A 26,271-nucleotide genomic window follows, 5' to 3' on the forward strand; every position below is an offset into this window, starting at 1 on the left:
CGCGCGCCTACTCCCCCTGCGAGAAGAGCGCCGCCCCCGCGCCCGCCGCGCGCCACGCGGCGACGACCGCCATCCGCTCCCTCGTCGAGGCGGAGAGCGGCTCGGGGAGGGCATCCGGCTCGAACCACCCCACCTCGAGCGACTCGTCGTCCGCCACGCGCGGCTCGGAGCGCCCACCGCGGGCGAGGCGGCACACGAAGGTGAGGTCGAGGTACTGCGTGCGGTCCCCGTTGGCGTAGACCGTGAGGTGCTGGGCCGCCTTCACGCGCACGAGGGCCGTGGGCTCGACGTCAACGCCCGTTTCCTCGGCGACCTCGCGCGCCACCGTGTCGGCGGGCTCCTCCCCGGGCTCGTTGATTCCGCAGACGAGCGCCCACTCTCCCGTGTCGGCGCGCCGGCCCAGCAGGAGGCGCCCCTCGTCGTCCTCGACGTAGGCGCTCACGCCCACGAGCCAGAGCAGGTCGTGGCCGATCTTCTCCCGCAGCCGAACGATGAACTCGGGCGTTGCCATGGCCGCCCCCTACTCGCGGTCGCGGCGGTCGGGGAACTCAACGTGAATCCTCCCGCCGCGCACGAAAAACCAGATGACCAGGAGCACGAGCACCACCGGCAGGAGGCTGAGTGCCCCGGCGATGACGTTCACCACGAACGAGATGACGAGCGCCACCACCATGGCAATGGCAATGAGCGCGAGAAACGCGACGAGCAGCTCGGGCATGGGACCTCCGATCACACGTGTCTGCTGGAAGTATACCCGGGCGCCGCGCGCGGCCCGGGGTCGGCATCAGGCCTCGACGCGACTCCCGACGTGGAGGTAGCCCACGCGCGCGCCAAGCTCGTCGCGCAGCAGCGCGAAGGCGTCCGTGCCGGTGCAGTGGAACGTGAGGTAGCGCGCCCGCCGGGAGGCGAGCTCAGTCGCGAGCGCACGCGTGAGCGCCTCGTCCTCCACCGTGCCGCCACTCGGGTCCATGAGGTGAAAGCCCGCCACCACCGCATCGAGCGGGGCGCCGGCGAGCTCCTCCGCGGCGTCCATGATGTTAAGGATGCCGCCGTGCGAGCAGCCCGAGACCAGCAGGCGCCTCCCCTCCTCGGAGACGAGCAGGCTCTGCTCGTGGCGGAAGCGGTCCGGAACCAGCTCGCCCCCCACCCGCTCCATGAGGCGCGCGTTCGAGCGCGCCGCGGGGTGGTCCCGCCGGCCCGTCGAGAGGAGCGTGAGCCCCGGGGCGACCTCGCGCGTCCCGCGCAGCATGACCACGCGCGGGTCGGCGGCGAGCGCAGGGTCGATCCCGATGGCATGGTGCGCCGCCGGCGTTCCCGACGCATGCTCGTCGAAGGCGCCGTCGCGCACGTAGACGGGCACGTCGCGCCCCGCCTCTGAGCATGCGTCCAGAAACGCCCGAAGCCCGCCGCCGTGGTCGTAGTGCCCGTGCGAGACGACCGCCAGCTCCGCAGAGGTCACGTCTATGCCAAGCGCGCGGGCGTTGGCGAGAAATCCCTCGTCCGGCCCCATGTCAAACAGGACGCGCCTCCCGTCGGCGAGCTCGAGCCACAGGGAGAGCCCGTGCCGGGCCAGCAGGCGGCTCGACGGGGTGCAGTTCTCCATCAGCACCGTGACGCGCATGTGCCTCTCGCCTCCCCGACCGCCGGACACGGCCCCGATGGCCCGTCCCCACCCGATCATCATACGCCCACGGGCAACTCCGCAGCGCTTGCCGACGGCGCGACCGCCCGTCCCGGGGACGGGTATAACGCGGATAGGCGTCGACTTCGGCAAGGAGGCAACCATGTACTTCAAGAACATCCTGGTCCCCTACGACGAGTCCGACCACGCGAAGAGCGCCCTGCACATCGCACTCGGCCTGGCCGGCCCCTACGAGACCGCAACGGTCCACGTGGTGACCGTCATCCCCTCCGCGTCTCTGCCCAACCCCACGCTGCTCGGGGACATCGGCCTCGACACGCCCTATGCCATGGGCGACCCCACCACCTACGAGCGCATCATGGAGTCGACGGTCCAGCGCGCGGTCTCTGACGTCCAGAGCGCCGTCGACGAGTCGCGCGACGACGCGCGGTGCAAGATCGTGGCCGACGCGGTGATCTCAAACTCGCCGCTCGAGGGCATCGTCGACTACGTCACGAGCCGCGACATCGACCTCGTGGTCATGGGCCGTCGCGGCCTGGGCGCCCTGCGCGGCATGCTCGGAAGCGTGAGCTTCGGCGTACTGCGCTCGGTCGACGTGCCCGTTCTCACGGTGAAGTAGCGTGACGGGCGCAACCGTGGACAGACGGGCTCGCCGCACCCCTCGGCGAGCCCGTTTTTCGTCGGGACGCTAGTCCAGGAGCTCGGAGACCCCTCCCTCGACGAGGAGCCCCGCGCGCCGCGTGACCTCCTCGAGCGGGATCGAGCGATCCGAGAGGAACCACCACCGGTAGAGCGAGAAGAGCCCTCCGAGGCCAAACGAGAGGAGCATCTCGAGGTCGTCTCCCGTGAGGGCCCCGCTCGCGAGGCCGCGGTCCACGATCTGCCGCATGAGCGGGCGAGAGAGACGCTCGAAGAGCAGCTCCGAGGGGATGTGCTCGTAGTAGCGCTGCTCGAGGATGAGGTCCTCGCTGAGGTTTCTCATGAGCGCGTCGAAGAAGGCGTGGAGCCGCGCGCGGTCGCCGGGCGGGACGTCGTCGCCGACCGCCTGCTCGACCTCGTCGAGGATCTCCGAGACCGTCTGCTCCGCTATGGCGTCGAGAAGCCCGTCGATGGTCCCAAAGTGCTGGTAGAACGTCTTGCGGTCGACGTCTGCCTCGCGCGCGAGGGCGCTCACGGTGATCTCGTCGAGCTCGTAGCTCATGATGAGCCGCTCGAAGGCCTCGATGATGGCCCTGCGGCTCCTGCGGACGCGCCGATCGACGCCCCGCGCGCTCTTCTCGCCCATCCCGACCCCCGTGTCCCGTCGTCGCGTCCCGTGGCAAGAGTATCTCACGAGCGCGCCGCGCCACAGGCGACGGCGCCGCGGGACCTCGCCCGCCCGTCGCAAGGCCACCGACGCCCCCGCGCGGAGGAGGCGTCGCGACAGCAAGAGGGGGCGAGAGCCGCGCGTCCGGCCCTCGCCCCCCAGGGGGTTCTCGTGCGTGGGTGCTAGGCGATGGGAAGCCTGGGGGCGCCGGAGCGAACGTCGACCTCGGCGCGAGCGAGCGAGAAGCTCTTGTCGCCCTGGTGACGGCGGGCGGCCTGGGACTTGCTTCCGGAGAAGATGTGCGCGAACAGGTTGTTGAGCTTGCGGCCCATGATGTCCTCCCTGAGACGTCGCGCCCCGTGGCGGGTGGCGCATCTGCTTTCCGAGCAAAGAAATCTACTCGAAACAGAAGGGCAAATCTAGAGTGACTAGCATATTATCGACTGATTCACACCAATTACATATTGTGTTCAAATTACGGCAATCTTAGGGTGTGAACGGAAGAAAAACGTCGGCAAGCGGTAGGGCGAATCCGCCCTGACAGGATACGTCCCCAGACCCGCGCCGATCTGTGGAATATGCCGCGAACCGCTCGCTTTCACGGAAGAGACACCTCTGCATTTCCACGTTTGTTGATTTTTCCCAATCTGGGTATAACGACTGGGTACCATTCGAGGCTGTCAGACGGAGGAGACACCCATGACGCTCACCCAGACGGCGGAACGCGCCGCGCTCTACAAGCTCATCGACTACGTGAACGAGGACCCCGAGGCGCGCATCCCCAAGATCATGGACGCGATCGACCGCTACACGCCCAAGGGCGTCTTCCCCACGCAGCGCGAGGCGTTCAGGAGGGCCATCGACAGCCGGAGCAACTGGTACGAGCTCATCCTGAGGGCGTTTCACCTCAACCCCGAGGTCCGCGCTCGGCTGCTCAAGGCCCTCATCGTGGACGCCAACATCCTCGCCTGGCCGGTCCAGGAGAGGGCGCGCGACGCCTACGGATGCAACATCCCGTGGGCGATCCTGCTCGACCCCACGAGCGCCTGCAACCTGCGCTGCACCGGATGCTGGGCGGCGGAGTACGGGCACGCGCTCAACCTCAGCTACGAGGACATCTGCTCGATCGTCGACCAGGGGCGCGCGCTCGGGTGCCACGTCTACATCTACACCGGGGGCGAGCCGCTCGTGCGCAAGGCCGACCTCGTGCGCATCTGCGAGCGCTACCCCGACTGCGTCTTTCTCTGCTTCACCAACGCCACGCTCATCGACGAGGGCTTCTGCCAGGAGATGATCCGCGTGGCCAACTTCGTGCCCGCCATCTCGGCCGAGGGCAACGAGCACACCACGGACGCGCGCCGCGGCACCGGCACCTACGCCAAGATCGAGCGCGCGATGGACCTCCTGCGCGAGCACGGCCTCCCCTTCGGCATCTCCTGCTGCTGGACGCGCGCCAACGCGGACGCCGTCGCCACCGAGGAGAACATGGACTGGATGATCGAGAAGGGCGCGCTGTTCTGCTGGTACTTCCACTTCATGCCCGTCGGCCGCTCGAGCACCCCCGACCTCATGCCCACGCCCGAGCAGCGCGAGCGCATGTACCGCTTCGTGCGCGAGATGCGCGGGGTCAAGCCGATCTTCACGCTCGACTTCCAGAACGACGGCGAGTACGTGGGCGGCTGCATCGCGGGAGGCCGGCGCTACCTGCACATCAACGCCGCGGGAGACGTCGAGCCGTGCGTCTTCATACACTACTCCAACGCCAACATCCATGACGTGAGCCTGCTCGACGCCCTGCGCTCCCCGCTCTTCATGAAGTACTACGAGGCCCAGCCGTTCAACACCAACCACCTGCGCCCCTGCCCCATGCTCGAGAACCCGGACGACCTGCCGCGCATGGTGGCCGAGACGGGAGCCCGCTCCACCGACCTCGTCGAGCAGGAGACGCCCGAGCAGCTGCGCGAGAAGACCGCCCCGGCGGCGGCCGCCTGGGCACCGGTGGCGGAGCGGCTCTGGTCGGACCCCGAGGATCCGGAGCACGCCAAGCGAGGGGACTGGCACGAGGGGCAGGCCGTGACCGACGTCACCCGCCTCGCGCGCGTGGGACGCGACCTCGCGACCGAGCCGGAGCCGCGGCTGTAGGTCTTTCTCGGCCTCGGGTCCTTCTCGGCCTCGGGTCCTTCTCGGCCCTCGCCCTTCTCACAGGCGAGAAGAACGTGCGGGTTGCGGTCGAAATACGGTCCCAATCCGTCCGCAACCAGCACGCACCGAAAGGACGTGCGGATTGCGGTCGGTTCTCGACTAAATTCCGTCCGCAACCCGCACGCAGTTGGAAGGCGCGCCGACCGGTCGCCCTACCCCCAGACGCGACGCCCCTCGGGCGCCTGTCCCGCATGCCACTCGACCGCCAGGTCGAGCCAGCACGCGGCGTGGGCGTTCACGCAATCCGGGTAGCGCGCCGACTCCTCGGTGGCGAGCGACAGCCCGTGTCGGCCCTCGTGGAAGACGTGCAGCTCATGATCGACGCCGTGGGCGGCGAGGGCCTCCGCGTAGACGTAGGCGTTGCGCACCGGCACCGTCGCGTCCGACGCCGTGTGCCAGACGAAGGTGGGCGGCGTCCCCGCGTCAACGAGGCCTTGGGCGCGCCGCAGGGGCGAGCCCTCGGCGCAGAGGCGCGCGGCGTGGGCGGCGTCGGGCGGCCAGCCGGCGCCGAGGTCGATCACCGGGTAGCAGAGCACCTGCCAGTCGACGCGCGCCTCGTCAGCCGTCAGGCCGGCACGAGAGAGAAACGCCTCGTCGCGCGCGAGCGCCTCGTACGTGGCGCAGAGGTGCCCGCCCGCCGAGCAGCCGAGGACGCCCACGTCGCGCGGGTCCACGTGCCAGGCGTCGGCGCGGGCGCGCACGAGCGCCACGGCATGGGCGAGGTCGAGCTGCGGGAGCGGGAGCAGCGGCGCGGCCTCCGACGCGTCGAGCACCGTGTAGTCCAGAACAAAGGCCTGGCACCCCCGAGCGACGAACGCGAGCGCGACGGGCTCGGCCTCGAGGTCCGAGCAGAACTCGTACCCGCCCCCGGGGCACACGACCACCGCCGGCCGCAGGCGCGACGACTGGGCCTCCACGTTGTCGCGCACATAGGCCGTGAGCGCGGGCACGCGGTGCCCGTAGCCGCTCGACGGCAGCTCGACCCTCTCGATGCGCATGACAGCCTCCTCTTTGTGGAAATCGGGGACGGACACCATTTTACAGACGCGGGGAGGGCGAGCACGTCCCGGGACGAGCGGTGACCCGGCACCCCGGGGGCACGGGGCATCCCTCCGGCTCGCGGGCGTATGATGGGAGCGCCCTGAAGATGGTGACGCCCGCCGTGAAAGGGGACCCATGCCCGACACCTCAATCTCGCGCCGCTCCCTCCTGGCGGGCGCCCTGCTCGCCCTCCCCGGCCTCGCCCCGCTTGCGCTCGGGGGCTGCTCCGAGCCCGACCCCGTCTCACCGGGCGAGGAGGACGAGGAGAAGGGCCTCGCCACGCTCGGCGCGCCCGCGACCGTCCCGCTCGCCCACGCGACGCAGTTCTCCCTCGAGTCCTACGAGGGGGGCCACCGGCTCGCGAGCCTCGCAAACGGCGACCGCTTCCTCATCGTCCCCGAGGGCGCCGACGCACCGGCCGACCTGCCCGGGGACGTGGCGGCGATCCGGCTCCCGATCGAGGGCGTCTACCTGGTCTCGACCGCCATGATCTGCCTCGTGGACGCCATCGGCGCGCTCGACGCCGTTGCGGTGTCGTCCGTGCGCGCCGAGGACTCGCCCGTCGAGGACTTCGCCGCGCGGCTCGAGGACGGCCGCATCAGCTACGGGGGCATCTACCGCTCGCCCGACTACGAGCTCGTCGCCGCCACGGGCTGCCCGCTCGCCATCGAGAACACCAACATCGACCACGTCCCCGAGGTTCGCGCGAAGCTCGAGGAGCTCGGCGTGACCGTCCTCATGGAGCAGTCGAGCCGCGAGGGGGACATGCTCGGCAGGCTTGAGTGGATCAAGCTCATGGGGGCGCTCTTCGGCCGCGACGAGGAGGCCGCCGCCGTCTTCGACGACGTCGCGGCGCGCGTCGACGAGGTCTCGCGGGAGGCCCCGACGGGCAGGAGCGTGGCCTTCTTCTACGTCAACGAGGACGGCGCCGCGGTCACGCGCCGCGCGGGCGACTACTTCTGCCAGATGATCGAGGCCGCGGGCGGCGAGTACGTGAGCTTCTCCGAGGAGGGCGCCGCGGACTCCTCCCCCACCACCGTCACGGTGGAGATGGAGGCCTTCTACGCAGGGGCGCGCGACGCCGACGTCATCATCTACAACGGCACGATCGACGACGGCGTGGCCTCCCTCGACGCCCTCGTCAAGAAGAACGAGCTGCTCGCGGACTTCAGGGCGGTGCGCGAGGGACGCGTCTGGGCCTGCGACTCGAACCTCTACCAGCAGATCACCAGCATGGCGGACATCATCGAGGACGTGCGCCGCGCGCTCACCGACTCCGGCGAGCCCACGACCTACGTCTGGAGGCTCGAGTAGCATGGGGGGCGAAGGCGGCCTCGGCACGACGGGGCCTCGCCGCGCGCGGGGCGTGACGAGGGCGGCGGCCTTCGACCTCGTCGTCCTTCTCGCCCTGTGCGCGCTCTTCGCGGCGAGCCTGTGCCTGGGGAGCGTGGACACCGCGCCCGCCGAGGTGGCCCGCATCCTCGCGGCGGGGCCCGCCGACACGGGCACCGCAAGCCAGGTGATCTGGCAGATTCGCCTGCCGCGCGCCGTCGAGGCGCTGCTTCTGGGGGGCGGCCTCTCGCTCTCGGGGTTCCTGCTGCAGACCTTCTTCGCCAACCCCATCGCGGACCCCTTCGTCCTGGGCATATCCTCGGGGGCGAAGCTCGTGGTGGCCGTGGTGATGATCGTGGTGCTGGGCGCGGGACAGGTCATGAGCCCGGCTGCATCCGTGGGGTCGGCGTTCGCCGGGTCGCTCGCCACGATGGGGCTCGTGCTGCTCATCTCGCGGCGCGTGCGCACGCAGAGCATGCTCATCGTCGCCGGCGTGATGGTGGGCTACATCTGCTCGGCCGCCACCAACTTCCTCGTGGCCTTTGCCGACGACCAGAGCATCGTGAACCTCGACAACTGGTCCCGGGGGAGCTTCTCGGGTGCCACCTGGGGCGACGTGGCGATCGTCGCGGTCGCGGTGCTCGCGATGACGACCGCCGTGTTCGCGCTCTCGAAGCCCCTCGGCGCCTTCCAGCTCGGAGAGCCGCACGCCCAGAGCGTGGGCGTCAACGTCACCGGGCTGCGCATGCTCATCGTGGCCGTCTCGAGCCTGCTCTCGGCGTGCGTGGCCGCGTTCGCGGGACCGGTCTCGTTCGTCGGCATCGCGGCGCCCCACCTCGCCAGGCGCGGCGTGGGCTCGTCGCGGCCGATCCTCGTGACGCCCGCGTGCTTCCTCACGGGCGCGGCCTTCTGCTGCGGGTGCGACCTCCTGGCACGCACGCTCTTCTCGCCCGTCGAGCTCTCCGTGAGCGCGGTGACGGCGGTCTTCGGCGCGCCCGTCGTGATCGCCCTCATGCTGCGCGGAAGGGTCCCCCGATGACTGCGAGACCCGTGCTCGAGCTACAGGACCTGGCGGTGGGCCACGGCGCGCGGGCCCTCGTGCGCGACGTCTGCCTCGCCGTGCGCCCCGGACAGATCGTGGCGCTCGTCGGGCCCAACGGGTCCGGCAAGACCACGATCTTGCGCACCGTCGCCGGGCAGCTCCGCGCGCTCGGCGGGACCGTGGAGCTCGTCGGGCGCCCCCTGGGCGACGTCGCGGACCTGGAGCGGGCGCGCACGATGTCGGTCATGCTCACCGGACGGCCGCGCACCGAGCTGCTCACCTGCCGCGACGTGGTCGAGGCGGGGCGCTACCCCTTCACCGGGCGCCTGGGCATCCTCGGCGAGGCGGACCGCGAGGCGGTGCGGGCCGCCATGGAGGCGACGGGTGTCGCGGGGCTCGCCGAGCGCGACTTCGGCCACGTGAGCGACGGCCAGCGCCAGCGGGTCCTGCTCGCCCGCGCGCTCTGCCAGGAGCCGCGCGTGCTGCTGCTCGACGAGCCGACCTCCTACCTCGACGTCCGCTCCCAGCTCGACGTGCTGTCGCTGCTCCGTCGCGAGGCGCGCGAGCGGGGCGTCGCCGTGGTGGCGTCCCTGCACGAGATCGAGCTCGCGCAGAAGGCGGCCGACCACGTCATCTGCATCCGCGACGGCGGCGTCCTCTTCCAGGGGTCGCCCGACGAGGTCTTCACCGAGGGTCGGGTGGCAGAGCTCTACGGCCTCGAGCCGGGGACGTACGACCCCGCGTTCGGCAGCGTCGAGCTCCCGCGGCCCAGCGGCGACCCCGAGGTCTTCGTGGTCGCGGGGGGCGGGACGGGGGCGCCATGCCTCCGCGCGCTCGCCCGTGCCGGCACCCCCTTCGCCGCGGGGGTGCTCCACGAGCACGACGCCGACGGCCTGCTCGCGCGGCGGCTCGCCGTCCGCACGGTGACCGAGCGGGACTTCGAGCCCGTGAGCGCACGGGCGCTCGCCGAGGCGCGCGAGGTCCTTCTCGGCTGCCGCGAGCTCGTCTGCTGCGTCGACGGGTTCGGGACCGGGAACGCCCGCAACGCCGAGCTGCTCGAGTGCGCGCGCGAGGCCGGCATCCCCGTGCGCAGGTGGCGCGACGGCGGGGCGCCGGACCCCTCAATGAGCGGTTGAGGGGCGACGACGGCACGAGCGGTAGACTGGGTCCGTCACATCCCGTCGACGAGGCCCGCCATGAACATCCGACAGCTGAAGTTCTTCTGCCAGACCTCCCTCACGGGGACGTTCTCTGCCACGGCGCGAGACGAGGGCGTCACGGTCCAGGCGGTCTCGAAGTCGATACACGAGCTCGAGGGCGAGGTCGGCGGCCCCCTCTTCGACCGGTCGGCACCGCCTCGTGCGAGAATGAGGGTGTCGCCGACCCCGGGCGAGCGCACAAAGCGGCGCCCGAGGGCGGCCCGGTCGTCAAGCCGTCACACGGAGGCAGCCATGACTCGCATCGCCATCGTCACCGGAGCGTCGTCTGGGCTCGGGGCCGAGCTCGTCCGGCAGCTCGCCGAGGGGACCTTCGGGCCGCTCGACCAGATTTGGACCGTGTCGCGACACGCCAGGCAGACGAGCCCGCTCGTGCGCCCGTTCGCGCTCGACCTCACGGACCCCGCATCGTTCGACGCGCTCGAGGACGCCCTGCGCGAGACGCCCGGGGCCCGCGTCGTCCTTCTCGCCAACAACGCCGGGTTCGGGACCTTCGGGGACTTCGCCGACATGCCGGCGCCCGACAACGCCGCCATGGCCCGCCTGCTCATGCTCGCCCCCGTGGAGCTCACGTATCGGACGCTGCCCTTCATGGGGCCGGGGTCGCGCGTCCTCAACGTCTCGAGCGTAGCCGCCTTCATGCCGCAGCCGCAGCTCGCCACCTACTCGGCGGCCAAGCGGTTCGTGCTCGACTTCTCCCGCGCGCTCGACGCCGAGCTCGGGGACGTCGACATCCACGTGACCGCGCTCTGCCCCCGGTTCATGCGCACGGCGTTTCTCGACCACGCCGGCGCGAACGACGTGGCGGCGCGGATGTCGAGGCTCACCGGCTTCGAGGACGCCGGGCGCGTCGCCGAGCGCGGCCTCGCCGCGGCTCGCGCCGGACGGGCCCTGTGCATCCCGTCGGCGAGCATGCGGGCGCTCTACCTCGCAACCAAGCTGCTGCCCTACCCGCTCGCGCTCGCGGCGGAGCGCGCCCTCATGGGATAGCGCCCGCGCCCGGCAACGGACCCGGGGTCCGCGCGGAAGCAGCGTCGTCAGATTGGAGCCTCCATATGACAGAGAAGGACGTGCGCTGGGGCATCGTCGGCGCCGGGAAAATCGCGCATCGCTTCGCACGGAGCCTCGCGCTCGAGCCGCGCTCCGAGCTCGTGGCGATCAGCTGCCGCTCGTCCGCGCGTGCCGCGGCGTTCGCGGCGCAGCACGGCGTGCCGGAGGAGGGGACCCTCTCCGACGAGGCCCTCGGCGGCGTGGCGGGGTCGGCGCACGCGGCCCTGCTCGCCCGGCCCGACGTCGACGCCGTCTACCTCGCGCTGCCGCACTCCATGCACCTCGAGTGGGCGGTGGCGGCCCTGCGCGCGGGCAAGGCGGTCCTCTGCGAGAAGCCCCTGTGCGCCGACGCGGCGCAGACACGCTCGCTCGTCGACGCGGCGCGCGGCGGCACCACCCTGCTCATGGAGGCCATGAAGACGCGCTTCACCCCGCTCTACCGGCGCGTTCGGGAGCTGGTGGCCGAGGGTGCCATCGGCGGGCTCCTGCGCGTGGAGGCCCTCCTGGAGAATGACATGGGAGACCGCATCGCCCGCGGAGGGGACTACCTGTCCGACCCGGACGGCGGGGGCATCCTGCTGGACTCGGGCATCTACTGCGCCTCGTGGGTCGAGGACTACCTTCCCGGCCCCCTCGGGGTCGTGCGCGCGCGGGCGCGCTGGGACCACGGCGTCGACTGCTTCGTGGACGCCGAGATCGCCTCGGCCGGCGGGGACGGCGCGCCCACCGCGCGCCTCGTCACCGCGGCGGACGAGGGCGGCCCGCGCACGGCGCGCCTCGTCGGGACGACGGGGGAGATCGTCGTGGATGACATGCACCGCCCGCAGCGCGCCCGGCTCGAGCGGGCGGGGGCCGCGCCGGTCGGGCTCGACCTCCCCTACCCCGTCGACGACTTCCACGACGAGATCGAGCACTTCGTGGACCTGCTGCTGGCCGGGCGCGCGGAGTCGGACGTCATGCCGCTCGCGGCGTCGCTGCGCTGCGCCGAGCTGCTCGACGCCGTGCGCCGGGAGATGCTCGCGGGACGGCGCTCCCCGCAGCGCTAGAATCACAGAAAATGCCACAGGAGGGAGCAACCGCCATGAGCGTCAGCCTCGATCGCGTCCGCGTGTTCACCCAGAGCGCCATTCGCCTGGAGGGCGCAGCGGGGACGGTCGCCTACCTCGACCCCTTCTCGCTCACCGACGACGAGGCCGCGCACGACGCGGACTACGTGCTCCTCACGCACGCGCACTACGACCACCTGTCGCCGAGGGACTACGCGCGCGTCGCCGGTGAGCGCACCGTGGTCGTGGCGCCCGCGAGCATGGCGGACGAGGTCCGAGGGCTCGGGGCCGCCGCCACGCACCTCATGGCCGCCGGCGAGAGGCTCGAGCTCCCGGAGCTCGTCGTCGAGGCCGTGCCCGCCTACAACGTGGAGCCCGAGCGCCTGGGCATGCACCCCAGGGACAACGGCTGGCTCGGCTACGTGCTCTCGGTCGACGGAGACCCGACGCGCTACTACGTCGCCGGGGACACGGATCAGAACCGAGACAACGAGACCGTGAGCTGCGACGTCGCGCTCGTGCCCATCGGCGGGACCTACACGATGGACGCCCGGCAGGCCGCCGCCTTCGTGAACGCGCTGCGCCCGCGCCTCGCGGTGCCCACGCACTACGGCAGCATCGTCGGGACGTACGCGGACTTCGACGCCTTCTCCGCCGAGGTCGACCCCGCGATCGCGGTCGCCAGGAAGCTCGAGCGCTGACGCCGCGAGGAACGGCTCAGCCCTCGATGCGGCGGATGCTGGGGACGGCCCAGGTCGCCGCGGCGAGAAGCACCATGGCGGCCCCGGCCCCCACAAACCACGCCGGAGCGCCGACGGCGTCGGCGAAGAGCGACGACGCCGCCAGCCCAAGCGGCAAGGCCCACGACATAATCGCCCCGTAGAGCCCGAAGACGCGACCCAGGTACTCGGGCGGGACCTTCTCCTGCATGAGGGCGACCTGCGGGCCGGAGTAGAGCGGCGAGCTCAGCCCCATCACGAAGCTCGCGCCGAGAAACGCCGCAAAGCCGTCCGAGCCGAGCAGCCCCGCCACGAGCGTCGCCACGCCGTAGAGCGCCGTTGCCGCGACCACGGTGAGGGCGCGGTTCCTGAAGCCGCCCGTCGCCGTGAGCAGCGCCGAGCCCGCGATCATGCCCACCGAGAAGACGATCTCCGCGGTGGCCGCGTCGCCCGTCGTGCCCCCGAAGTGGTCGAGCGTCATGATGGGAAAGAGCGCCGATATGGGCGAGAAGACCAGCGTGAAGGCGAAGCCGCACCAGAGCAGCGCGAAGAGGCCCCTGTATCCCCGCAGCACGCGATAGCCGCCCGCGGTCTCGGCGACCAGCGAGCGCAGCTGGGCGAGCAGCCCGAGGGAGGCCCCGTCACCATCGGGGACGGCCAGCGCGGCGGACGACCCGCCGACGTCGAGCCGCGCCGCCAGCACCGCGGCCGTGGCGAGGAGCGCTCCCCCGACGTCGAGCGCGATCATCGCCGTGAGGCCCCAGAGCGGGTAGATAACCGCGGCGACGGCCGTTCCGAGGATGTAGCCGCCCGACTGGACCGCCTGCGTCACCCCCGCGAGGCGCGTGAGGTGCTCCGCCGGCGCGACGAGCGGCGTGAGCGCCTGGAAAGCCGGGGTGTGGAAGGCGCTCCCGACGGCGCGCGCAAAGAGCGCGACCATGATCACCCACACGGGGAGCGAGCCCGTCAGCGAGACGGCAGCGACGGCGGCGCTCACCGCGGCGATGAGCAGGTCCGCCCCCACGAGCGTCCTGCGCAGCGGGAGTCGGTCGACGACGGTCCCCGCGAAGGTGCCGAAGAGCGCCAGCGGCAGGAAGCCCGCGAGCGACGCCAGCGAGAGCATGCTCGCCGACCCCGTCGTGAGCGTGATGTGCCAGACGAACCCCATCTGCAGGATGGAGCTCGTGAGCACAGAGACGAGCTCGCCGCCCCACACGAGGGCGAGCTTTGCCTGCCAGAGGTCACCGGTCCTTGCGCCCAAGGTGAGGCCATCCCTTCTCGCGTCACGGGCGAACCTGCGCACCCGCCCGCACCAGGTAACGTACAATTTCTTGCGCACTTTGACAGCGGAATAGCGTCCAGGTAAGGAAGGAGGGCACGGCCCGCCCCGGTATGATTCGAGTTGCCTAGACAAGAAACATGCTGGAGGTGGACCATGCCCGATCCCATTGTATCTTTGAACGAGGAGTCGCTGAGGGCCGACCTCGGCGAGCTCGTCAGGAAGACCGTCGAGGACACGCTGAACGGGCTCCTCGAGGAGGAGGCCGGCGACCTCGTGGGCGCCGAGCGCTACGAGCGCACCGCCGACCGCGAGGCCTACCGCGCCGGGCACTACGAGCGGAAGCTCGCGACGACGTCAGGGGAGGTCACCATCCGCATGCCCAAGCTCAAGGGCGTGCGGTTCACGACGGCCATCATCGAGCGCTACCGGCGCCGGGAGACCTCGGTCGAGGAGGCGATGATCGAGATGTACCTCGCCGGGGTCTCCACCAGGCGCATCGAGGACGTGAGCGAGATCCTCTGGGGCTCGAGCGTCTCGGCCTCCACCGTCTCGAACCTCAACGAGAAGGCCTTCGCGTCCGTCGAGGAGTGGCGCAACCGTCCCCTCGAGCGCGCCTACCCCTACGTCTACGTCGACGGCATCTACCTGAAGCGCAGCTGGGGCGGCTCCTACGAGAACGTCGCCGTGATGGTCGCCATCGGCGTGAACGACGACGGCTACCGCGAGGTCATAGGCGCGGCCGAGGGGTTCACCGAGTCGGCCGAGTGCTGGCGGGAGTTCCTCTCGTGGCTCAAGTCGCGCGGGCTGCGCGGGGTACGCATGTTCACGGGGGACAAGGCGGCCGGCATGGTCGGCTCGATCGCCGAGGTGTTCCCGGGGGCCGCCTACCAGAGGTGCACGGTGCACTTCTACCGCAACGTGCTGGCCAGGGTGCCCAAGTCGAAGAGGCCGAAGGTCGCGGCCATGCTCAAGGCCGTCCACGCCATGGAGTCGCGCGAGGCCTCCGAGGCCAAGGCGCTCGAGGTCGCATCCGAGCTGGAGGCGTCGAGGCTCGGGGAGGCCGCGAAGGCCGTGCGCGAGGGGTACGCGGAGACCCTGACCTACACGCGATTCCCGCGCGAGCACTGGCGGAGGATCAGGACCAACAACGCCATCGAGCGGCTCAACCGCGAGATACGCAGGCGAACCCGCGTTGTCGGCACTTTCCCTGACGGGAGGAGCGCGCTCATGCTCGTGACCGCGAGGCTCAAGTACGTCGCCGAGAGCGAGTGGGGCTCCCGCCGCTACCTGGACGTGACGCTGCTGGACGAGTAGCCGCACCGGATGGCGGGCCTATGGGGCTGTCGGAAAGTGCGCAAGAATCTTGACGGTACCCCCGCACCAAGCCGTAGATTCCCAGCCCACATGCCCCGTCAGGAACATTTGACAGGTCGTTGCGCCCATGCGGGGCGCCGTGTCGGCTACCTTTGATGGTACGCCATCTCCTCCCGTGGCACGCGTCGGGGAGCGTCGGCCGGGAGGGGCGTTTGACGTGCGGGGCTGGCGCGAGCGGCTGGTACGGTCCCCTCCCGCGGGTTGACACTATACCCTGACACCATTGTCAGAGCTGCCGAATGGCCCGTCACGGCGACGCCGTGCTGCGCCTTGCCGTCGAGGGGGCCGCCTCGGCGAGGGCGTTTGCGTGGGACGTCGCGTGACCGAGGGCCCCTGACGGGGCGCGCGCAGGGCGCGCCGCCGCGCTGGGGCGACCGCCGGCCGCGCCCGCCCCGGCGGCATCGCGTTATCTCCCGCTCAAATGGGTACGATTGAGCCATTGCAGAGCCGCCCGATGGGAGACCCCATGAACGAAGCCCCCGTACCCGCAGAGAGCCGTCGGATCTCCGTCGTCCTCAAGCTCTACGCCGTCTACTGCCTCGTCACGGCAGCGGCGGTGCTCGCCATAATCGCCATCATAGCCGTGCCGCTCGCCCAATACGGAGCCACCCTCTTCAGGGAGAGCCATGACGTCACGCTCACGATGGGCCTCAGCGTCCTGCAGATCGTCATGCTCGTGGTCGGCGCCGTCGGGTACGTGCTCTTCGGCGTGCTCGTGCTCAGGAACCGCAGGAGACACGTGGCCCAGATCGCCTACGCGCTCATCGGCGTGGGCGTGGTGAACCTGCTGCTGGAGATCATGCTCAACGGCTTTGGTGACAACCTCATCTACGATGGCGTGCGCCTGCTCGTCCTGGTGGTCATCTCGGCGACCATCGACCCCACGCTCGTCACCGAGCGCCGCCTTCAGCGCAAGCTGCGCGACATGGAGACCGAGGAGGCGGCCGAGGAGGGCACGCTCGGTCGTGCCAAGGGAGACCGGGGCTTCATCGAGCTCGACTTCTTCAACCTGTTCTGGGTCTTCGTGGTCTGCAGCGTGCTCGGCCTCGCCATAGAGGTCGTGTACCACATGGTCGTCGTCGACCCGGGAGTCTACCAGGACCGCGCCGGCATGCTCTTCGGCCCGTTCTCGCCCATCTACGGGGTGGGGGCCGTCCTCATGACGGTGGCGCTCAACCGCTTCTACCGCGCCAACCCCATCGTCATCTTCCTGGTGTCCGCGGTGATCGGCGGCCTCTTCGAGGCGTCCGTCTCGTGGTTCATGCAGGTGGGATTCGGCGCCGTCGCCTGGGACTACTCGGGCTCCACGATCTTCGGGCTCTTCCCCGACCCGGTGGCGGTCCTCTTCGCGGGGCGCACCTCGACCCTGTTCATGTGCATGTGGGGCGCCCTGGGCTTCGTGTGGATCAAGCTGTGCCTGCCGTGGCTGCTCAAGCTCATCAACCTCATCCCCTGGCAGGCACGCTACTCCGTCACGACCGTCTGCGCCGCCCTCATGCTCGTGAACGCCGTGATGACGCTCCAGTCGCTCGAGTGCTGGTACCAGCGCGAGAGCGGGCTCGCGCCGAGCTCTCCCGTCGAGGAGTTCTACGCGGAGCACTACGACAACGAGTACATGGCCAACCGCTTCCAGTCCATGACCATCACGCCCGAGAACAGCGCTCGCGCGTAGCCGTCGCGGGGCCGGGCTCCGCGGACAGCGCGGTGCCCGCTGGGCGGACATGCTGGGATGCGACGTGATTTGGTTGCTTGGGTTCAGCGATGTCCGCTCGCTGCCTGAAAGACGGTGCGATTGGGTAATTCCGCCTCGGCCCCAGGGCCGGAAGAGGGCATGATTGGGTAGTTGCCTTCATGCACGTCAACAGTAGAGGGCAATTCTGTCACGAAGCCCGCACGATTGGGTGGCGACCTTTTTTCGCGTCCGTTCCAAGGGACCCAAGAGCACCCAATCGTCCGGCATGCGTGGCATCCAGCCCCCCCCATAGGGCCCCGTGGGCTTCTCGGGTGGATTGAACATAAAAAACGCTACCCAATCGCTGGGAGTTTCGGCAGGCCACCAGAACCCCGGCGCCAGGCCACCGGCGCCGCCGTCAGGCCACCGGGACCCCGGCGCCGCCGTCAGGCCACCGGCGCTTCCGCCCGCGGGCTCACGGGGTCGCGACGCGACGCGTGCGCTCGAGGAGCGCCGCGAGCTCGCGCGGGCTCATGCCGAGCACGTCGGCGACGCGGCGCACGAGCCAGAGGTGCCGCTCGTGGACGAAGGCAATCGACGCGCGGCGCTTGGACGCGGTCGACGCGCGCGCCCGCGACAGCATCCCGATCGTCCCGCCGACCGCGTACTCGAGCTGCGCCACGACCTCGTCCGGCAGCGGCGCGCCGTCCGGGCTCAGCGCCGTCGACCAGAGGCCCAGCATCGCATCGAGGGTCACCTCGTAGACGCTGCTCATCCCGCCGCGGTCGAGCAGCAGGCACACGCGCTCGAGGCTGCGCGAGACCGCGGGGGTCTCGTCCGGGAGCTCCTCCTGCGCGGCGAGCGCCACGAAGGAGTGCCCCGCGCGATCCGAGTTGAGCAGCTCCTGCCGAAGCGCCCACGCGACGAGCGCGTCGATGTCGGGGAAGTGGTAGTAGAACGAGCCCCTGCTCACGCCAGCCGCGTCAATGACGTCCCCCACCCCGACCTCGGTGAGCCGGCGCGACTCGAGGCAGCTCCACAGCGCGTCCGCGAGCCGCGCCCGCATGCGGCCAGCCGCCCGCGAGCCCTCGCGCGACGACGCGCTCATCGCTCGCCCGCCTCGGGCTCGGCGTCGGGGCGCATGTCCATGACGAGCATCTGCAGGCGGTTCTCGATGTTGGCCTGGCTCACGTCGGGGTCGTAGTCGAGCGGGAGCACCTGCGCGTCGGGATAGAGCTCCTTCACCCGCTTGATGATGCCGCGTCCCACCACGTGGTTGGGCAGGCACCCAAAGGGCTGCAGGATCACGAAGTTGCGCACCCCACGCGCCGCCTGCTCCAGGATCTCCGCGGGGATGAGGATGCCCTCGCCCGCGTCGAAGGTGTGATGGATGATCGGGTCGCTCCTCCGGGCGAGCTCGGCCATGCTCGCCGGGCGCTCGTAGAGCGGGCAGCCGCGCGCGAGGCGGTCGGTCAGCGCGAGCGTCGCCTGGAAGATGTCGTCCACGAGGGCGTTCCACGCGCGCTCGCGCGGAGGGATGCCCGCGTGGAACTCGCTCGCCTGGGCGTGCCTGTAGGAGTAGCTCTTACGGATGACGTCGGTCATGCGCGCCTCCACGATCTCGAGGCCGTTGCGCTCGAGATAGCGCTCGATCTCGTGGTTGGCCCCGGGGTGGAAGTTGAGCAGGTACTCCCCGACTATCAGGACGCGCGGCCTCGGCCGGGAGCGGTCGTGCGGCACGCTGGCCAGCAGGTCGAGCCCGCTTCTGAACGCACCCGTCGCGCCGCGCGCGCCGTGCCGCTCGATGGCGGCGACGAGGCCGTCCATGGCCTGGTCGAAGGCCTCGTCGGCGGACCCGCTCACAAGCTCGTAGGGACGCACCCTGCGCAGGACGGCCTCGTAGACGTCAATCATGGGGAGGCCGAGCGCGATGTCCACCGAGGCGCCCACGCCCAGCCTGAAGCCGGGATGCAGGTCGTGGGAGTCCTCGGCGTCGTTGGTGATGATGGGGACCTGCCCGTAGCCCGCGTCGTCGAGCGCCTTGCGCAGGAGGGCGCCGTAGTGCGTGAGGCGGCAGTCGCCCACGTACTTCGCCATCATCACGGCCGTCCGATCCGGGTCGTGGCCGCCGCGCTCGAGCTCGGCGAGCACCTCGCCTATCACGATCTGCGCCGGGAAGCAGATGTCGTTGTGCACGTAGCGCTTGCCGAGGGCGATGGCGCGCTCGCGTCCGAGCTCGAGGGGAACGGCGCGGACGCCCTGCCGGCTCGCCGCCGCTGCCATGAGGCGAGAGAACGCGTGCGAGGTGTTGGGAACGATCACCTCGTAGGTCCGCTCGTCCCCGCGGGCAAACTTGACGGGGTAGGGCTCCGGGAGCTCGCGCGGGGCGACGGGGGCCGAGGCCCGCTCGGACGCGCGGCGCTCGCGCACCGTCTCCACGAAGGAGCGCACGCGGATGCCGAGAGGCCCGGTGGCGTCGGACTCGTCGAGCTTGAGGATGAGCGGGACCTTGTCGCCGATCTCGTGCATGAGGCGGACGACCTCGTCGGAGAGGTAGGCGTCGTGGCCGCAGCCAAAGCTCACGAGCTGCACGTACTCGAGGCGGGGGTCGCGCGCGGCGATGACCGCCGACCCGAGCACGCGCTCGTGGAAGTTGTTCACGACGTCGATGCGGCTACGCGAGAGGTCGACCTCGCGGACGCCCGGCACGGCGTCCGCCGTGAGCACCGGAACGCCCGCGCGCACGAACATCTCGGGGAGCTCGTGGTTGACGAGGGCGTCGTTCTGATACGGGCGCGAGGCGAGAACCACCGCGCAGCCGCCGTCCCTCTCCACCCCGGCGAGCACCTCTTGGCCGCGACGCTCCAGCTCCTCGGTGAACGACCTCTGCGCGGCGGTCGCCTGGCGCACGGCAGAGCGCGCCTGCACGCGCGTGAGGCCCGCCCACGAGCGCAGCCACGCCATGAGCTGCGTCTCGCGGTCGGCGTCGGTGTACCAGTGGAAGAGCGGCGCGTCGAACGGGATGCCCCAGCGCCGCTCGGGGTTGTCGGAGTTCCTCACCACGAGCGGGTAGCCCTTGACCACCGCGCACATGGACTGGCTCGTCCTCGAGGCGTTGTCGGAGGGCACCGTGGTGACCGACGGCATGAGGATGCGGTCGACCCCCTGGTCACGCAGGTCGCGCAGGTGCCCGTGGACGAGCTTGGCGGGGAAGCACACCGTGTCGGACGTGACCGCGGGCAGCCCCCGCTCGAACATCGCGCGCGTGCTGCGGCGCGAGAGCCGCACCCGGTAGCCCGCGGCGCGCAGGAGCGTGGTCCAGAAGGGCGCCCACTCCCAGAGGGAGAGCACGCGCGGCAGGCCGATCACCGGGGCGTCGTCACCGAGGTCGCGCACGGGGGTGACGGGGTACTCGCGGAAGAGCATGCGCTCGCGCTCGGCGAAGAGGTTGGGCACGCGCGCGGTCCGCTCGCGGACCTTGCGCTCGCGGGCGCGAACCTCCGCGTCGCGCGGGTCGCCCACGACCTCGCCGCGCGGGCAGCGGTTGCCCGTCACCCACGACGCGCCGCTCGAGAACGTGATGCGCGTGCGGCTGCAGTGGTTCTGGCAGAAGGGACAGGAGAGACCCGCCTCGGTGTCGTACGAGAAGTCCCTGAGCGCGTCGAAGCCCACGAAGTCGGTGCGCGGAACGTGCCCGGTGGCGCGAAGCCCCTCCTGGGCGTGCTCGCGAACGAGCTGGGCCACGCCAATCGCCCCCATGAGCCCCGCGTGCGGGGAGCGCGTGACGGGACGCCCCACGCGCTGCTCGAAGGCGCGCAGGACGGCGTCGTTCAGAAACGTTCCCCCCTGCACCACGATCTTCTCGCCCAGCGCGTCCATGCTGGGGACGCGCACCACCTTGGTGAAGACGTTCTCGATGATCGAGCGGCACAGGCCGGCCATGATGTCGTCCGGAGACCTTCCGTTTCGCTGCTCAGTCACGATGGAGCTCGTCATGAAGACGGTGCAGCGGCTGCCCAGGTGGGCGGGCGCGTCCGAGCGAAAGGCCGCTTCCGCGATCTTCTCGACCGGGATGCCGAGGGAGCCGGCGAAGGTCTCGAGGAACGAGCCGCAGCCCGAGGAGCAGGCCTCATTCACCACCACGTTGGTAATGATGCCGTGGTCGAGCCAGATGGCCTTCATGTCCTGGCCGCCGATGTCGAGCACGAAGGTGGCGTCCGGGACCACGTCGCGAACGGCACGGGCGTGCGCGACGGTCTCGACCACGTGGTAGTCGGCCCCGAACGCCTTGGCGAACATGAGCTCCCCGTACCCGGTGGTGCCCACTCCCAGGACGTCGAGGCGCTCCCCCGCCGCGCGGTGGCGAGCCTCCAGGTCGCGAAGGGCGCGCGCGGCCACGTCGAGCGGCTGGCCCTCGTTGGACGCGTAGAAGGAGTCGACGAGGGCGCCCCCCTCGTCGACGAGGGCGAACTTGGTGGTCGTCGACCCCGAGTCGATGCCGAGGTAGACCCCGAGGGAGCCGCCCGCGCCCCTCCGGGCGACGGGGTCGGTCGGGACGGCGTGGCGCGCCTCGAAGTCGCGTCGCTCGTCCTCGGTCGAGAAGAACGGCTGGTCCGGCTCCGCCCGCTCAGCGCGCGGGTGTCGGTCGAGCTCCTCGAGCGCGCGCACGGCCTCGCTCACGTCAAGGTCGGTCGGGCGGTCCGAGAAAAGCTGGTCGACGGCGAGCGCAGTGCCGAGCGCCATGATGGTCTCCGCGTGCGCGGGCACGAGCGCCTCGCCCTCGCCGAGCCCCAGACGCTCGGAGAACACGCGCACGAGGGCGGGGTTGAAGGTGAGCGGGCCGCCCTCGAAGACGACCGGAGCGACGATGTCGAGACCCTGGGCGAGGCCGCCGATGGTCTGCTTGGCGATGGCGTGCAGAGAGGAGAGCGCGATGTCCGACTTGGGGACGCCCTGGTTGATGAGCGGTTGGATGTCCGTCTTCGCGTAGACGCCGCAGCGACCCGAGATGTCGTAGACCGTGGACCCGGCGGAGGCGAGCGCGTTGAAGTCGCGCGGCTCGACCTTGAGCAGCGTGGCGATCTCGTCGAGGAAGGCCCCCGTGCCGCCCGCGCACGATCCGTTCATGCGCATGTTGGAGACGCTCAGCTCGCCGGTGCGCGCGTCGCGCTCGAAGAAGACGATCTTGGCGTCCTGGCCGCCCAGCTCGATCGCCGTTCGCGCGTGCGGGTAGAGCTCGCGGACCGCGATGGAGTTGGCCACGACCTCCTGCACGTAGGGCAGGCGCAGGGCCTCGGCGAGCGTGGGGGCGCCCGAGCCGGTGAGGGCGGCGCGGAGGCGCGCGTCCGGGAAGGAGCGCTCGAGCTCGGAGAGGACCCGCGAGGCCGTGAGGGCCTGGCGGGCGCCGTGGCGGACGTAGCGCGAGAAGAGCGTGCGCCCGTCACGGTCCAGGGCCACGACCTTGACCGTCGTGGACCCCACGTCGATGCCGACCCTGAGCTCGCCTGCCGCTGCTGCCATGTGTCACCTGCCCCGTTGCGATTTCGACGTAGGTGAGTGTACCTGCGCAGGCTGATTTTTAGACAGTCTGTCTAAAAATCCACAGTGCCGACGCGTATGTGACAGCGGGGACGGGGGGGCGTGTCACCCCTCCGTCCCCGCTGTCACACGCAGCATTCCCTCAGCGCCCCTCCACGTAGCCCGCCTGCGGGCGGCCAAGCCGGTGCGCCGCCACCAGCACGACGATGCCCAGCACCACGAGCGGCAGACTCAGGAGCTGGCCCATCGTGATGGGCCCGAAGAGGTAGCCGAGCTGGGCGTCGGGCACGCGAACGAACTCGACGAGGAAGCGGAACACGCCGTAGAGCGTGAGGAACCAGCCCATGAAGGTGCCCTGCGGCCGGGGCGGCACGCGCCGCGACAGCGCGTAGAGCACCGCGAAGATCACGAGACCCTCGAGCACGGCCTCGTAGAGCTGGGAGGGGTGGCGGTAGACGCCGCCCCCCGTCTCGAACATGACGCCCCAGGGCAGGTCCGTGGGCTTGCCCCAGAGCTCCCCGTTCACGAAGTTGGCGCAGCGGCCGAAGAAGAGGCCCAGCGGGGCCCCGATGACGCCGAGGTCGCACACCGTGGGGATGGAGATGCGATAGTGGCGGCACACGAGCGCCCCGCCCACGACGGCGCCCACGAGACCGCCGTGGAAGCTCATGCCGCCCTCCCAGGTGGCGAAGATCTCGAGCGGGCTCGACAGCGACTCCCCCGCCCCGTAGACGTAGAAGATCACATAGAACAGGCGGGCGCCTATGATCACGCCAAAGACGACGCCGATCACGATGGAGAAGACGTCGTCGACCGTGAGGCCGAGCTTCCAGCGGCGCGCGGTCCGGTACATGACGACACCCGCGCAGATGAAGCCGAGCAGGTAGGCTATGCCGTACCAGCGCACCGCAATCGGCCCCAGCGTGAAGGCCACCGGGTCGAGGGCGTGGTAGAGCGTATCGAGAAACACGTTCTTCTCGCCGCCCAGGCTAGAACGCGGCGGGCTGGACGCGCGTCACGCCGGGGACGTGCTCCATGAGGATGCGCTCGATGCCCTCGGACATGTCGAGGCTCGAGAGCGGGCACCCGGCGCAGGCGCCCTGCATCTCGAGCGTCACGACGCCGTCGTCGGTGCAGTCGATGAGGGCGACGTCGCCGCCGTCGGCCTGGAGGCTCTGACGGATGACGTCGAGGGTTGCGTCAAGAAGTGCGCGGTCAACTGCCATGAGAGTTCCTTTCGCGATGCCCCGCGCGCTGCGAGGCGTCTTTCGGTCCACAGACCATGTTACCCAATGCCCTGGAAAAGATGCCCGGAAGTGGCCCCGCTCGCGCGCGGGGCGGCCCTGCGCCCGGAGCGGGCGGCCTCGAGCGCGCGGACCGCGCGCTCCACGGCGAGGCGCGTCTCCCGCGCGTCCATGAGCTGGGCGTCGACCAGGAGGCGGGACACGCCGGCGGCCACGAGCTCCGCCGTCTGCGGCGTCGCGTCGAGCGGACGGGAGAAGAAGATGCGCGAGCGCCCGTTGACGTCGGTTCGGACGGGGAGCTCCCGTCCGTCGATGTCGCGCAGCGAGAGCCGGCGGCGGCGCAGCGCGCAACGGCGGCAGTCGTGGACGCAGCGGTCGAGCGCCTGCAGGACGCAGTGCTCGCTCGTCATCACGCGCTCGCGGCCGAAGACGGAGAGCCCCACGGGGACGCTCGCGGCACGGGCGAGCGCGCAGACCTCCTCGAGCGTGAGCTCCGGAGAGAGCCAGACCCCCGCCGCGCCGGCGCCCTCCAGCGCACGCAGGGCGGAGACGTTGTGGACGGGGACGCAGGAGCGCACCTCCGCCAGGGCGCCGCGCTCGACGGCGAGGGCGAGCTCGGAGACGTTGCCCACCGCGACGGGCTCCCCCTCGCGCACCCAGCGGTCGAGGCGCGCGTGATCCGCCTCTCGGCAGACCTCGTCGAGCCAGGCGACCGCGCCGTCGGGCCAGGAGCCCTCCGCGAGCTCGTCCGCCGGGACGTAAACGCGCGTCGCCCCCGCGGCGAGCGCGGCCTCCGCGCACTCGGGCTCGGTCACGAGCGCGCACACCTTGGCGTCCGGGCGCTCGCGGGGGGCCTCGGGAGCGGGGTGTGCGCGGTCGGCCGCGGGTAGGGCACGCGAGGCAAACGGCGCGAGCAGGGCGTCCTCGAGCCCGCGGCACGCCTCGGCGCGCACCGCGTGCACCGCCGAGAACGACATGCCGCACCCGGGGTCGAGCTCGACCTCCCAGCTCACCGGCTCGAACGGGCTCTGGCCCATGCGGCCGACGTGCTCCATGAGGTCCTCGGGGCCGACCGCCCTCGTGCGCGCCGCCTCCACGACGAAGCCCTCCGCCCGCGCGGCCGCGGCGCCGTCCGCGCACTCGAGCTCCACCGAGAAGGGCCGCCCCATGCGAGCCACCACGCGCACGTGCACGGGGCGCCGCCGCACGACGTCCTTGTCGGCCACGCGGGCCGCGCCGTCGAGCGCGCGCTGCGAGCGAATCACGCGGACGAGCGAGCCCTCGGGCATCTCGCGCGCCGCGCGACAGGTGATGGTCCGACCAGCCGCCGCGTCCTCCGACGCGTTGACGGTCAGGAACTGCGTCGGATCGTCGACGGGGCGCACCTCGAGCAGGTCGCCCGCGCCGACCGGGGCATCGAGCGCGATCGAGACGTCCGCCCTCGTGTGGCGGCGCATCCGCGCGCGCCCCCCGTTGCCGCCGCCGCGGCGCACCACGCTGTCCTCGAGCGCGCGCGAGCCCACGACGCGCCCCACGACCTCGCCGCGGTTGTTGGAGCGCTCGTAGCTCATCATGTCGTTGTCGGAGCGGCCCCAGAGGTAGGAGTCGGTGAAGTCGCGGTTGAACGCGCGCTTGAGCCGACGGCGGCGCGCGGCGGCGCGGCCCTCGTCGTCGGCGCCCGCCGCCAGCGCGTCGAGCGCGTCGCGGTAGGACCCCACGACCGAGAGCACGTAGTCGGGGGCCTTCATGCGCCCCTCGATCTTGAGCGAGCCCACGCCCGCGTCGCGCATCTCGGCGAGGTGGTCCACCGTGCAGTAGTCCTTGGGGCACAGCAGGCGCGTCCCGCCCACCCCCCGCATGGTCTCGGGCATGCCGGCAGTTGCCACGCCCGGCACCTCCATGACGCGTCCCCGCTCGTCCACGAGGTCGTAGGGAAGCCGGCACGGCTGGGCGCAGAGCCCCCGGTTGGCGGAGCGCCCGCCCGTCAGCGAGCTCAGGAGACACACGCCCGAGTAGCAGAAGCAGAGCGCCCCGTGACCGAAGCACTCCAGCTCGACGCCCTCCTCGGCGATGCGGGAGATCTCGGCGAGCGAGAGCTCGCGCGAGAGCGTGACGCGCTCGACCCCCCAGACGTCCCGGCACCACGCCACCCCGCGCGCGTCCTGCACGTTCGCCTGCGTGGAGACGTGGGTCTCGATCTCGGGCCAGGTGCCGCGAATCTCCGCCATGAGGCCCCAGTCCTGAATGATGAAGGCGTCGGCGCCGAGCTGCCACGCGCGGCGCACGAGCTCCAGCACGCGCGGCATCTCCTCGGTGGAGACGGCCACGTTGACCGTCACGTAGACGCGCGCGCCCGCGAGGTGCGCGCGCCGGCACGCGGCGGCGAAGGACTCGTCGTCGAAGTTGCGCGCGCCGCGGCGGGCGTTGAAGTCGTTGCCGAGGCCGCAGTAGATGGCGTCCGCCCCAGCCGCGAGCGCGGCGTTGAAGGGCTCGGGCCCGCCCGCGGGCGCCAGCAGCTCGGGCACGCCGTGCGTCTCAAGGAACGTGGGCCTTCCGGACATCGA

22 protein-coding genes and 1 pseudogene are annotated in these 26,271 nt (G+C 71.0%); 11 read left to right on the plus strand and 12 right to left on the minus strand.

The genetic code is table 11. The features are described 5' to 3' along the window. Positions 1-7 precede the first annotated feature (7 nt). The 3 genes from BQ7106_RS05280 to BQ7106_RS05290 all read right to left on the minus strand — a co-directional run bounded on the left by BQ7106_RS05280 (position 8) and on the right by BQ7106_RS05290 (position 1,621). A complete protein-coding gene (locus BQ7106_RS05280; protein ID WP_072372523.1) occupies positions 8-511 on the minus strand; it encodes an NUDIX hydrolase in 504 nt (167 codons plus the stop codon). A gap of 9 nt (positions 512-520) precedes the next feature. Further along, positions 521-718, minus strand: coding sequence for a hypothetical protein (locus tag BQ7106_RS05285; RefSeq protein WP_072372526.1), 198 nt, complete (start codon positions 716-718; stop codon positions 521-523). A 66-nt stretch (positions 719-784) separates the two neighbouring features. Further along, a complete protein-coding gene (locus BQ7106_RS05290) occupies positions 785-1,621 on the minus strand; it encodes an MBL fold metallo-hydrolase (RefSeq protein WP_072372529.1) in 837 nt (278 codons plus the stop codon). A gap of 163 nt (positions 1,622-1,784) precedes the next feature. Here BQ7106_RS05290 and BQ7106_RS05295 point away from each other — a divergent pair, with 163 nt between their 5' ends. Beyond that, on the plus strand, positions 1,785-2,261 hold the full coding sequence (locus BQ7106_RS05295) for a universal stress protein (protein ID WP_072372533.1): 477 nt from the start codon (positions 1,785-1,787) through the stop codon (positions 2,259-2,261). 69 nt (positions 2,262-2,330) lie between these two features. On the opposite strand, the gene BQ7106_RS10825 is transcribed toward BQ7106_RS05295, so the two are convergent. Then, complete coding sequence (locus tag BQ7106_RS10825; RefSeq protein WP_072372536.1) at positions 2,331-2,927, minus strand: TetR/AcrR family transcriptional regulator; 597 nt, start codon at positions 2,925-2,927, stop codon at positions 2,331-2,333. A gap of 203 nt (positions 2,928-3,130) precedes the next feature. Further along, the gene (locus BQ7106_RS11005) at positions 3,131-3,280 is read right to left on the minus strand and encodes a hypothetical protein (RefSeq protein ID WP_159431269.1); all 150 of its coding nucleotides are present in this window, start codon (positions 3,278-3,280) and stop codon (positions 3,131-3,133) included. A 367-nt stretch (positions 3,281-3,647) separates the two neighbouring features. On the opposite strand from BQ7106_RS11005, the gene BQ7106_RS05305 reads away from it, so the two are divergent. Beyond that, complete coding sequence (locus tag BQ7106_RS05305; protein ID WP_072372539.1) at positions 3,648-5,090, plus strand: radical SAM/SPASM domain-containing protein; 1,443 nt, start codon at positions 3,648-3,650, stop codon at positions 5,088-5,090. Positions 5,091-5,302: 212 nt separating this feature from the next. Here the strand turns inward: BQ7106_RS05305 and BQ7106_RS05310 are convergent, their stop codons facing one another. Further along, positions 5,303-6,148 carry an alpha/beta hydrolase gene (locus BQ7106_RS05310; protein ID WP_072372542.1) on the minus strand — a complete coding sequence of 282 codons (846 nt, stop codon included), beginning with the start codon at positions 6,146-6,148 and terminating at the stop codon, positions 5,303-5,305. Positions 6,149-6,326: 178 nt separating this feature from the next. Between BQ7106_RS05310 and BQ7106_RS05315 the strand changes: the two genes are divergently transcribed. The 7 genes and pseudogenes from BQ7106_RS05315 to BQ7106_RS05345 all read left to right on the plus strand — a co-directional run bounded on the left by BQ7106_RS05315 (position 6,327) and on the right by BQ7106_RS05345 (position 12,579). Then, entirely contained in the window at positions 6,327-7,505 is a 1,179-nt protein-coding gene (locus tag BQ7106_RS05315) for an ABC transporter substrate-binding protein (RefSeq protein WP_072372545.1), read from the plus strand. Between the two features lies 1 nt (position 7,506). After that, positions 7,507-8,562, plus strand: a complete 1,056-nt coding sequence (locus BQ7106_RS05320) for a FecCD family ABC transporter permease (protein WP_083526926.1) — start codon at positions 7,507-7,509, stop codon at positions 8,560-8,562. Between the two features lie 11 nt (positions 8,563-8,573). Continuing rightward, positions 8,574-9,701 (plus strand): ABC transporter ATP-binding protein, encoded by a 1,128-nt coding sequence (locus BQ7106_RS05325; RefSeq protein ID WP_159431270.1) that lies wholly within the window; start codon positions 8,574-8,576, stop codon positions 9,699-9,701. A 60-nt stretch (positions 9,702-9,761) separates the two neighbouring features. Beyond that, positions 9,762-9,938 (plus strand): annotated as a pseudogene (locus tag BQ7106_RS11170) (LysR family transcriptional regulator); the annotation flags it as partial. A gap of 78 nt (positions 9,939-10,016) precedes the next feature. After that, entirely contained in the window at positions 10,017-10,772 is a 756-nt protein-coding gene (locus tag BQ7106_RS05335; RefSeq protein ID WP_072375343.1) for an SDR family NAD(P)-dependent oxidoreductase, read from the plus strand. A 65-nt stretch (positions 10,773-10,837) separates the two neighbouring features. Beyond that, positions 10,838-11,878 carry a Gfo/Idh/MocA family protein gene (locus tag BQ7106_RS05340; RefSeq protein WP_072372551.1) on the plus strand — a complete coding sequence of 347 codons (1,041 nt, stop codon included), beginning with the start codon at positions 10,838-10,840 and terminating at the stop codon, positions 11,876-11,878. Positions 11,879-11,913: 35 nt separating this feature from the next. Further along, entirely contained in the window at positions 11,914-12,579 is a 666-nt protein-coding gene (locus tag BQ7106_RS05345; protein WP_072372554.1) for an MBL fold metallo-hydrolase, read from the plus strand. Between the two features lie 16 nt (positions 12,580-12,595). On the opposite strand, the gene BQ7106_RS05350 is transcribed toward BQ7106_RS05345, so the two are convergent. Further along, on the minus strand, positions 12,596-13,858 hold the full coding sequence (locus BQ7106_RS05350; RefSeq protein ID WP_072372557.1) for an MFS transporter: 1,263 nt from the start codon (positions 13,856-13,858) through the stop codon (positions 12,596-12,598). Positions 13,859-14,032: 174 nt separating this feature from the next. Here BQ7106_RS05350 and BQ7106_RS05355 point away from each other — a divergent pair, with 174 nt between their 5' ends. Both BQ7106_RS05355 and BQ7106_RS05360 read left to right on the plus strand, forming a co-directional pair. Further along, positions 14,033-15,193, plus strand: coding sequence for an IS256 family transposase (locus BQ7106_RS05355; protein WP_072372560.1), 1,161 nt, complete (start codon positions 14,033-14,035; stop codon positions 15,191-15,193). A 526-nt stretch (positions 15,194-15,719) separates the two neighbouring features. Continuing rightward, a complete protein-coding gene (locus BQ7106_RS05360) occupies positions 15,720-16,925 on the plus strand; it encodes a putative ABC transporter permease (protein WP_240307444.1) in 1,206 nt (401 codons plus the stop codon). 475 nt (positions 16,926-17,400) lie between these two features. On the opposite strand, the gene BQ7106_RS05365 is transcribed toward BQ7106_RS05360, so the two are convergent. The 5 genes from BQ7106_RS05365 to BQ7106_RS05385 all read right to left on the minus strand — a co-directional run bounded on the left by BQ7106_RS05365 (position 17,401) and on the right by BQ7106_RS05385 (position 26,268). Beyond that, entirely contained in the window at positions 17,401-18,033 is a 633-nt protein-coding gene (locus BQ7106_RS05365; RefSeq protein ID WP_072372566.1) for a TetR/AcrR family transcriptional regulator, read from the minus strand. Next, on the minus strand, positions 18,030-22,445 hold the full coding sequence (locus BQ7106_RS05370) for an acyl-CoA dehydratase activase (protein ID WP_072372569.1): 4,416 nt from the start codon (positions 22,443-22,445) through the stop codon (positions 18,030-18,032). The genes BQ7106_RS05365 and BQ7106_RS05370 overlap by 4 nt, the downstream gene beginning before the upstream one ends. A 160-nt stretch (positions 22,446-22,605) precedes the next feature. Beyond that, the gene (gene lgt, locus BQ7106_RS05375; RefSeq protein ID WP_072372572.1) at positions 22,606-23,433 is read right to left on the minus strand and encodes a prolipoprotein diacylglyceryl transferase; all 828 of its coding nucleotides are present in this window, start codon (positions 23,431-23,433) and stop codon (positions 22,606-22,608) included. Positions 23,434-23,452: 19 nt separating this feature from the next. Continuing rightward, positions 23,453-23,689: a NifU family protein gene (locus BQ7106_RS05380; protein ID WP_072372575.1), complete on the minus strand. Its 237-nt coding sequence runs from the start codon at positions 23,687-23,689 to the stop codon at positions 23,453-23,455. Between the two features lie 59 nt (positions 23,690-23,748). Further along, a complete protein-coding gene (locus BQ7106_RS05385; RefSeq protein ID WP_072372578.1) occupies positions 23,749-26,268 on the minus strand; it encodes a U32 family peptidase in 2,520 nt (839 codons plus the stop codon). Positions 26,269-26,271 lie beyond the last annotated feature (3 nt).

The sequence above is a fragment of the Thermophilibacter mediterraneus genome, assembly GCF_900119385.1.
GTDB classification, from domain to species: domain Bacteria; phylum Actinomycetota; class Coriobacteriia; order Coriobacteriales; family Atopobiaceae; genus Thermophilibacter; species Thermophilibacter mediterraneus.

Excerpts from the sequence above, each read along its gene's own strand:
- BQ7106_RS05280 (WP_072372523.1), bottom strand. The coding sequence starts at position 511 with ATGGCAACGCCCGAGTTCATCGTTCGGCTGCGGGAGAAGATCGGCCAC.
- BQ7106_RS05285 (WP_072372526.1), bottom strand. The coding sequence starts at position 718 with ATGCCCGAGCTGCTCGTCGCGTTTCTCGCGCTCATTGCCATTGCCATG.
- BQ7106_RS05290 (WP_072372529.1), bottom strand. The coding sequence starts at position 1,621 with ATGCGCGTCACGGTGCTGATGGAGAACTGCACCCCGTCGAGCCGCCTG.
- BQ7106_RS05295 (WP_072372533.1), top strand. The coding sequence starts at position 1,785 with ATGTACTTCAAGAACATCCTGGTCCCCTACGACGAGTCCGACCACGCG.
- BQ7106_RS10825 (WP_072372536.1), bottom strand. The coding sequence starts at position 2,927 with ATGGGCGAGAAGAGCGCGCGGGGCGTCGATCGGCGCGTCCGCAGGAGC.
- BQ7106_RS11005 (WP_159431269.1), bottom strand. The coding sequence starts at position 3,280 with ATGGGCCGCAAGCTCAACAACCTGTTCGCGCACATCTTCTCCGGAAGC.
- BQ7106_RS05305 (WP_072372539.1), top strand. The coding sequence starts at position 3,648 with ATGACGCTCACCCAGACGGCGGAACGCGCCGCGCTCTACAAGCTCATC.
- BQ7106_RS05310 (WP_072372542.1), bottom strand. The coding sequence starts at position 6,148 with ATGCGCATCGAGAGGGTCGAGCTGCCGTCGAGCGGCTACGGGCACCGC.
- BQ7106_RS05315 (WP_072372545.1), top strand. The coding sequence starts at position 6,327 with ATGCCCGACACCTCAATCTCGCGCCGCTCCCTCCTGGCGGGCGCCCTG.
- BQ7106_RS05320 (WP_083526926.1), top strand. The coding sequence starts at position 7,507 with ATGGGGGGCGAAGGCGGCCTCGGCACGACGGGGCCTCGCCGCGCGCGG.
- BQ7106_RS05335 (WP_072375343.1), top strand. The coding sequence starts at position 10,017 with ATGACTCGCATCGCCATCGTCACCGGAGCGTCGTCTGGGCTCGGGGCC.
- BQ7106_RS05340 (WP_072372551.1), top strand. The coding sequence starts at position 10,838 with ATGACAGAGAAGGACGTGCGCTGGGGCATCGTCGGCGCCGGGAAAATC.
- BQ7106_RS05345 (WP_072372554.1), top strand. The coding sequence starts at position 11,914 with ATGAGCGTCAGCCTCGATCGCGTCCGCGTGTTCACCCAGAGCGCCATT.
- BQ7106_RS05355 (WP_072372560.1), top strand. The coding sequence starts at position 14,033 with ATGCCCGATCCCATTGTATCTTTGAACGAGGAGTCGCTGAGGGCCGAC.
- BQ7106_RS05360 (WP_240307444.1), top strand. The coding sequence starts at position 15,720 with ATGAACGAAGCCCCCGTACCCGCAGAGAGCCGTCGGATCTCCGTCGTC.
- BQ7106_RS05365 (WP_072372566.1), bottom strand. The coding sequence starts at position 18,033 with ATGAGCGCGTCGTCGCGCGAGGGCTCGCGGGCGGCTGGCCGCATGCGG.
- BQ7106_RS05370 (WP_072372569.1), bottom strand. The coding sequence starts at position 22,445 with ATGGCAGCAGCGGCAGGCGAGCTCAGGGTCGGCATCGACGTGGGGTCC.
- BQ7106_RS05380 (WP_072372575.1), bottom strand. The coding sequence starts at position 23,689 with ATGGCAGTTGACCGCGCACTTCTTGACGCAACCCTCGACGTCATCCGT.
- BQ7106_RS05385 (WP_072372578.1), bottom strand. The coding sequence starts at position 26,268 with ATGTCCGGAAGGCCCACGTTCCTTGAGACGCACGGCGTGCCCGAGCTG.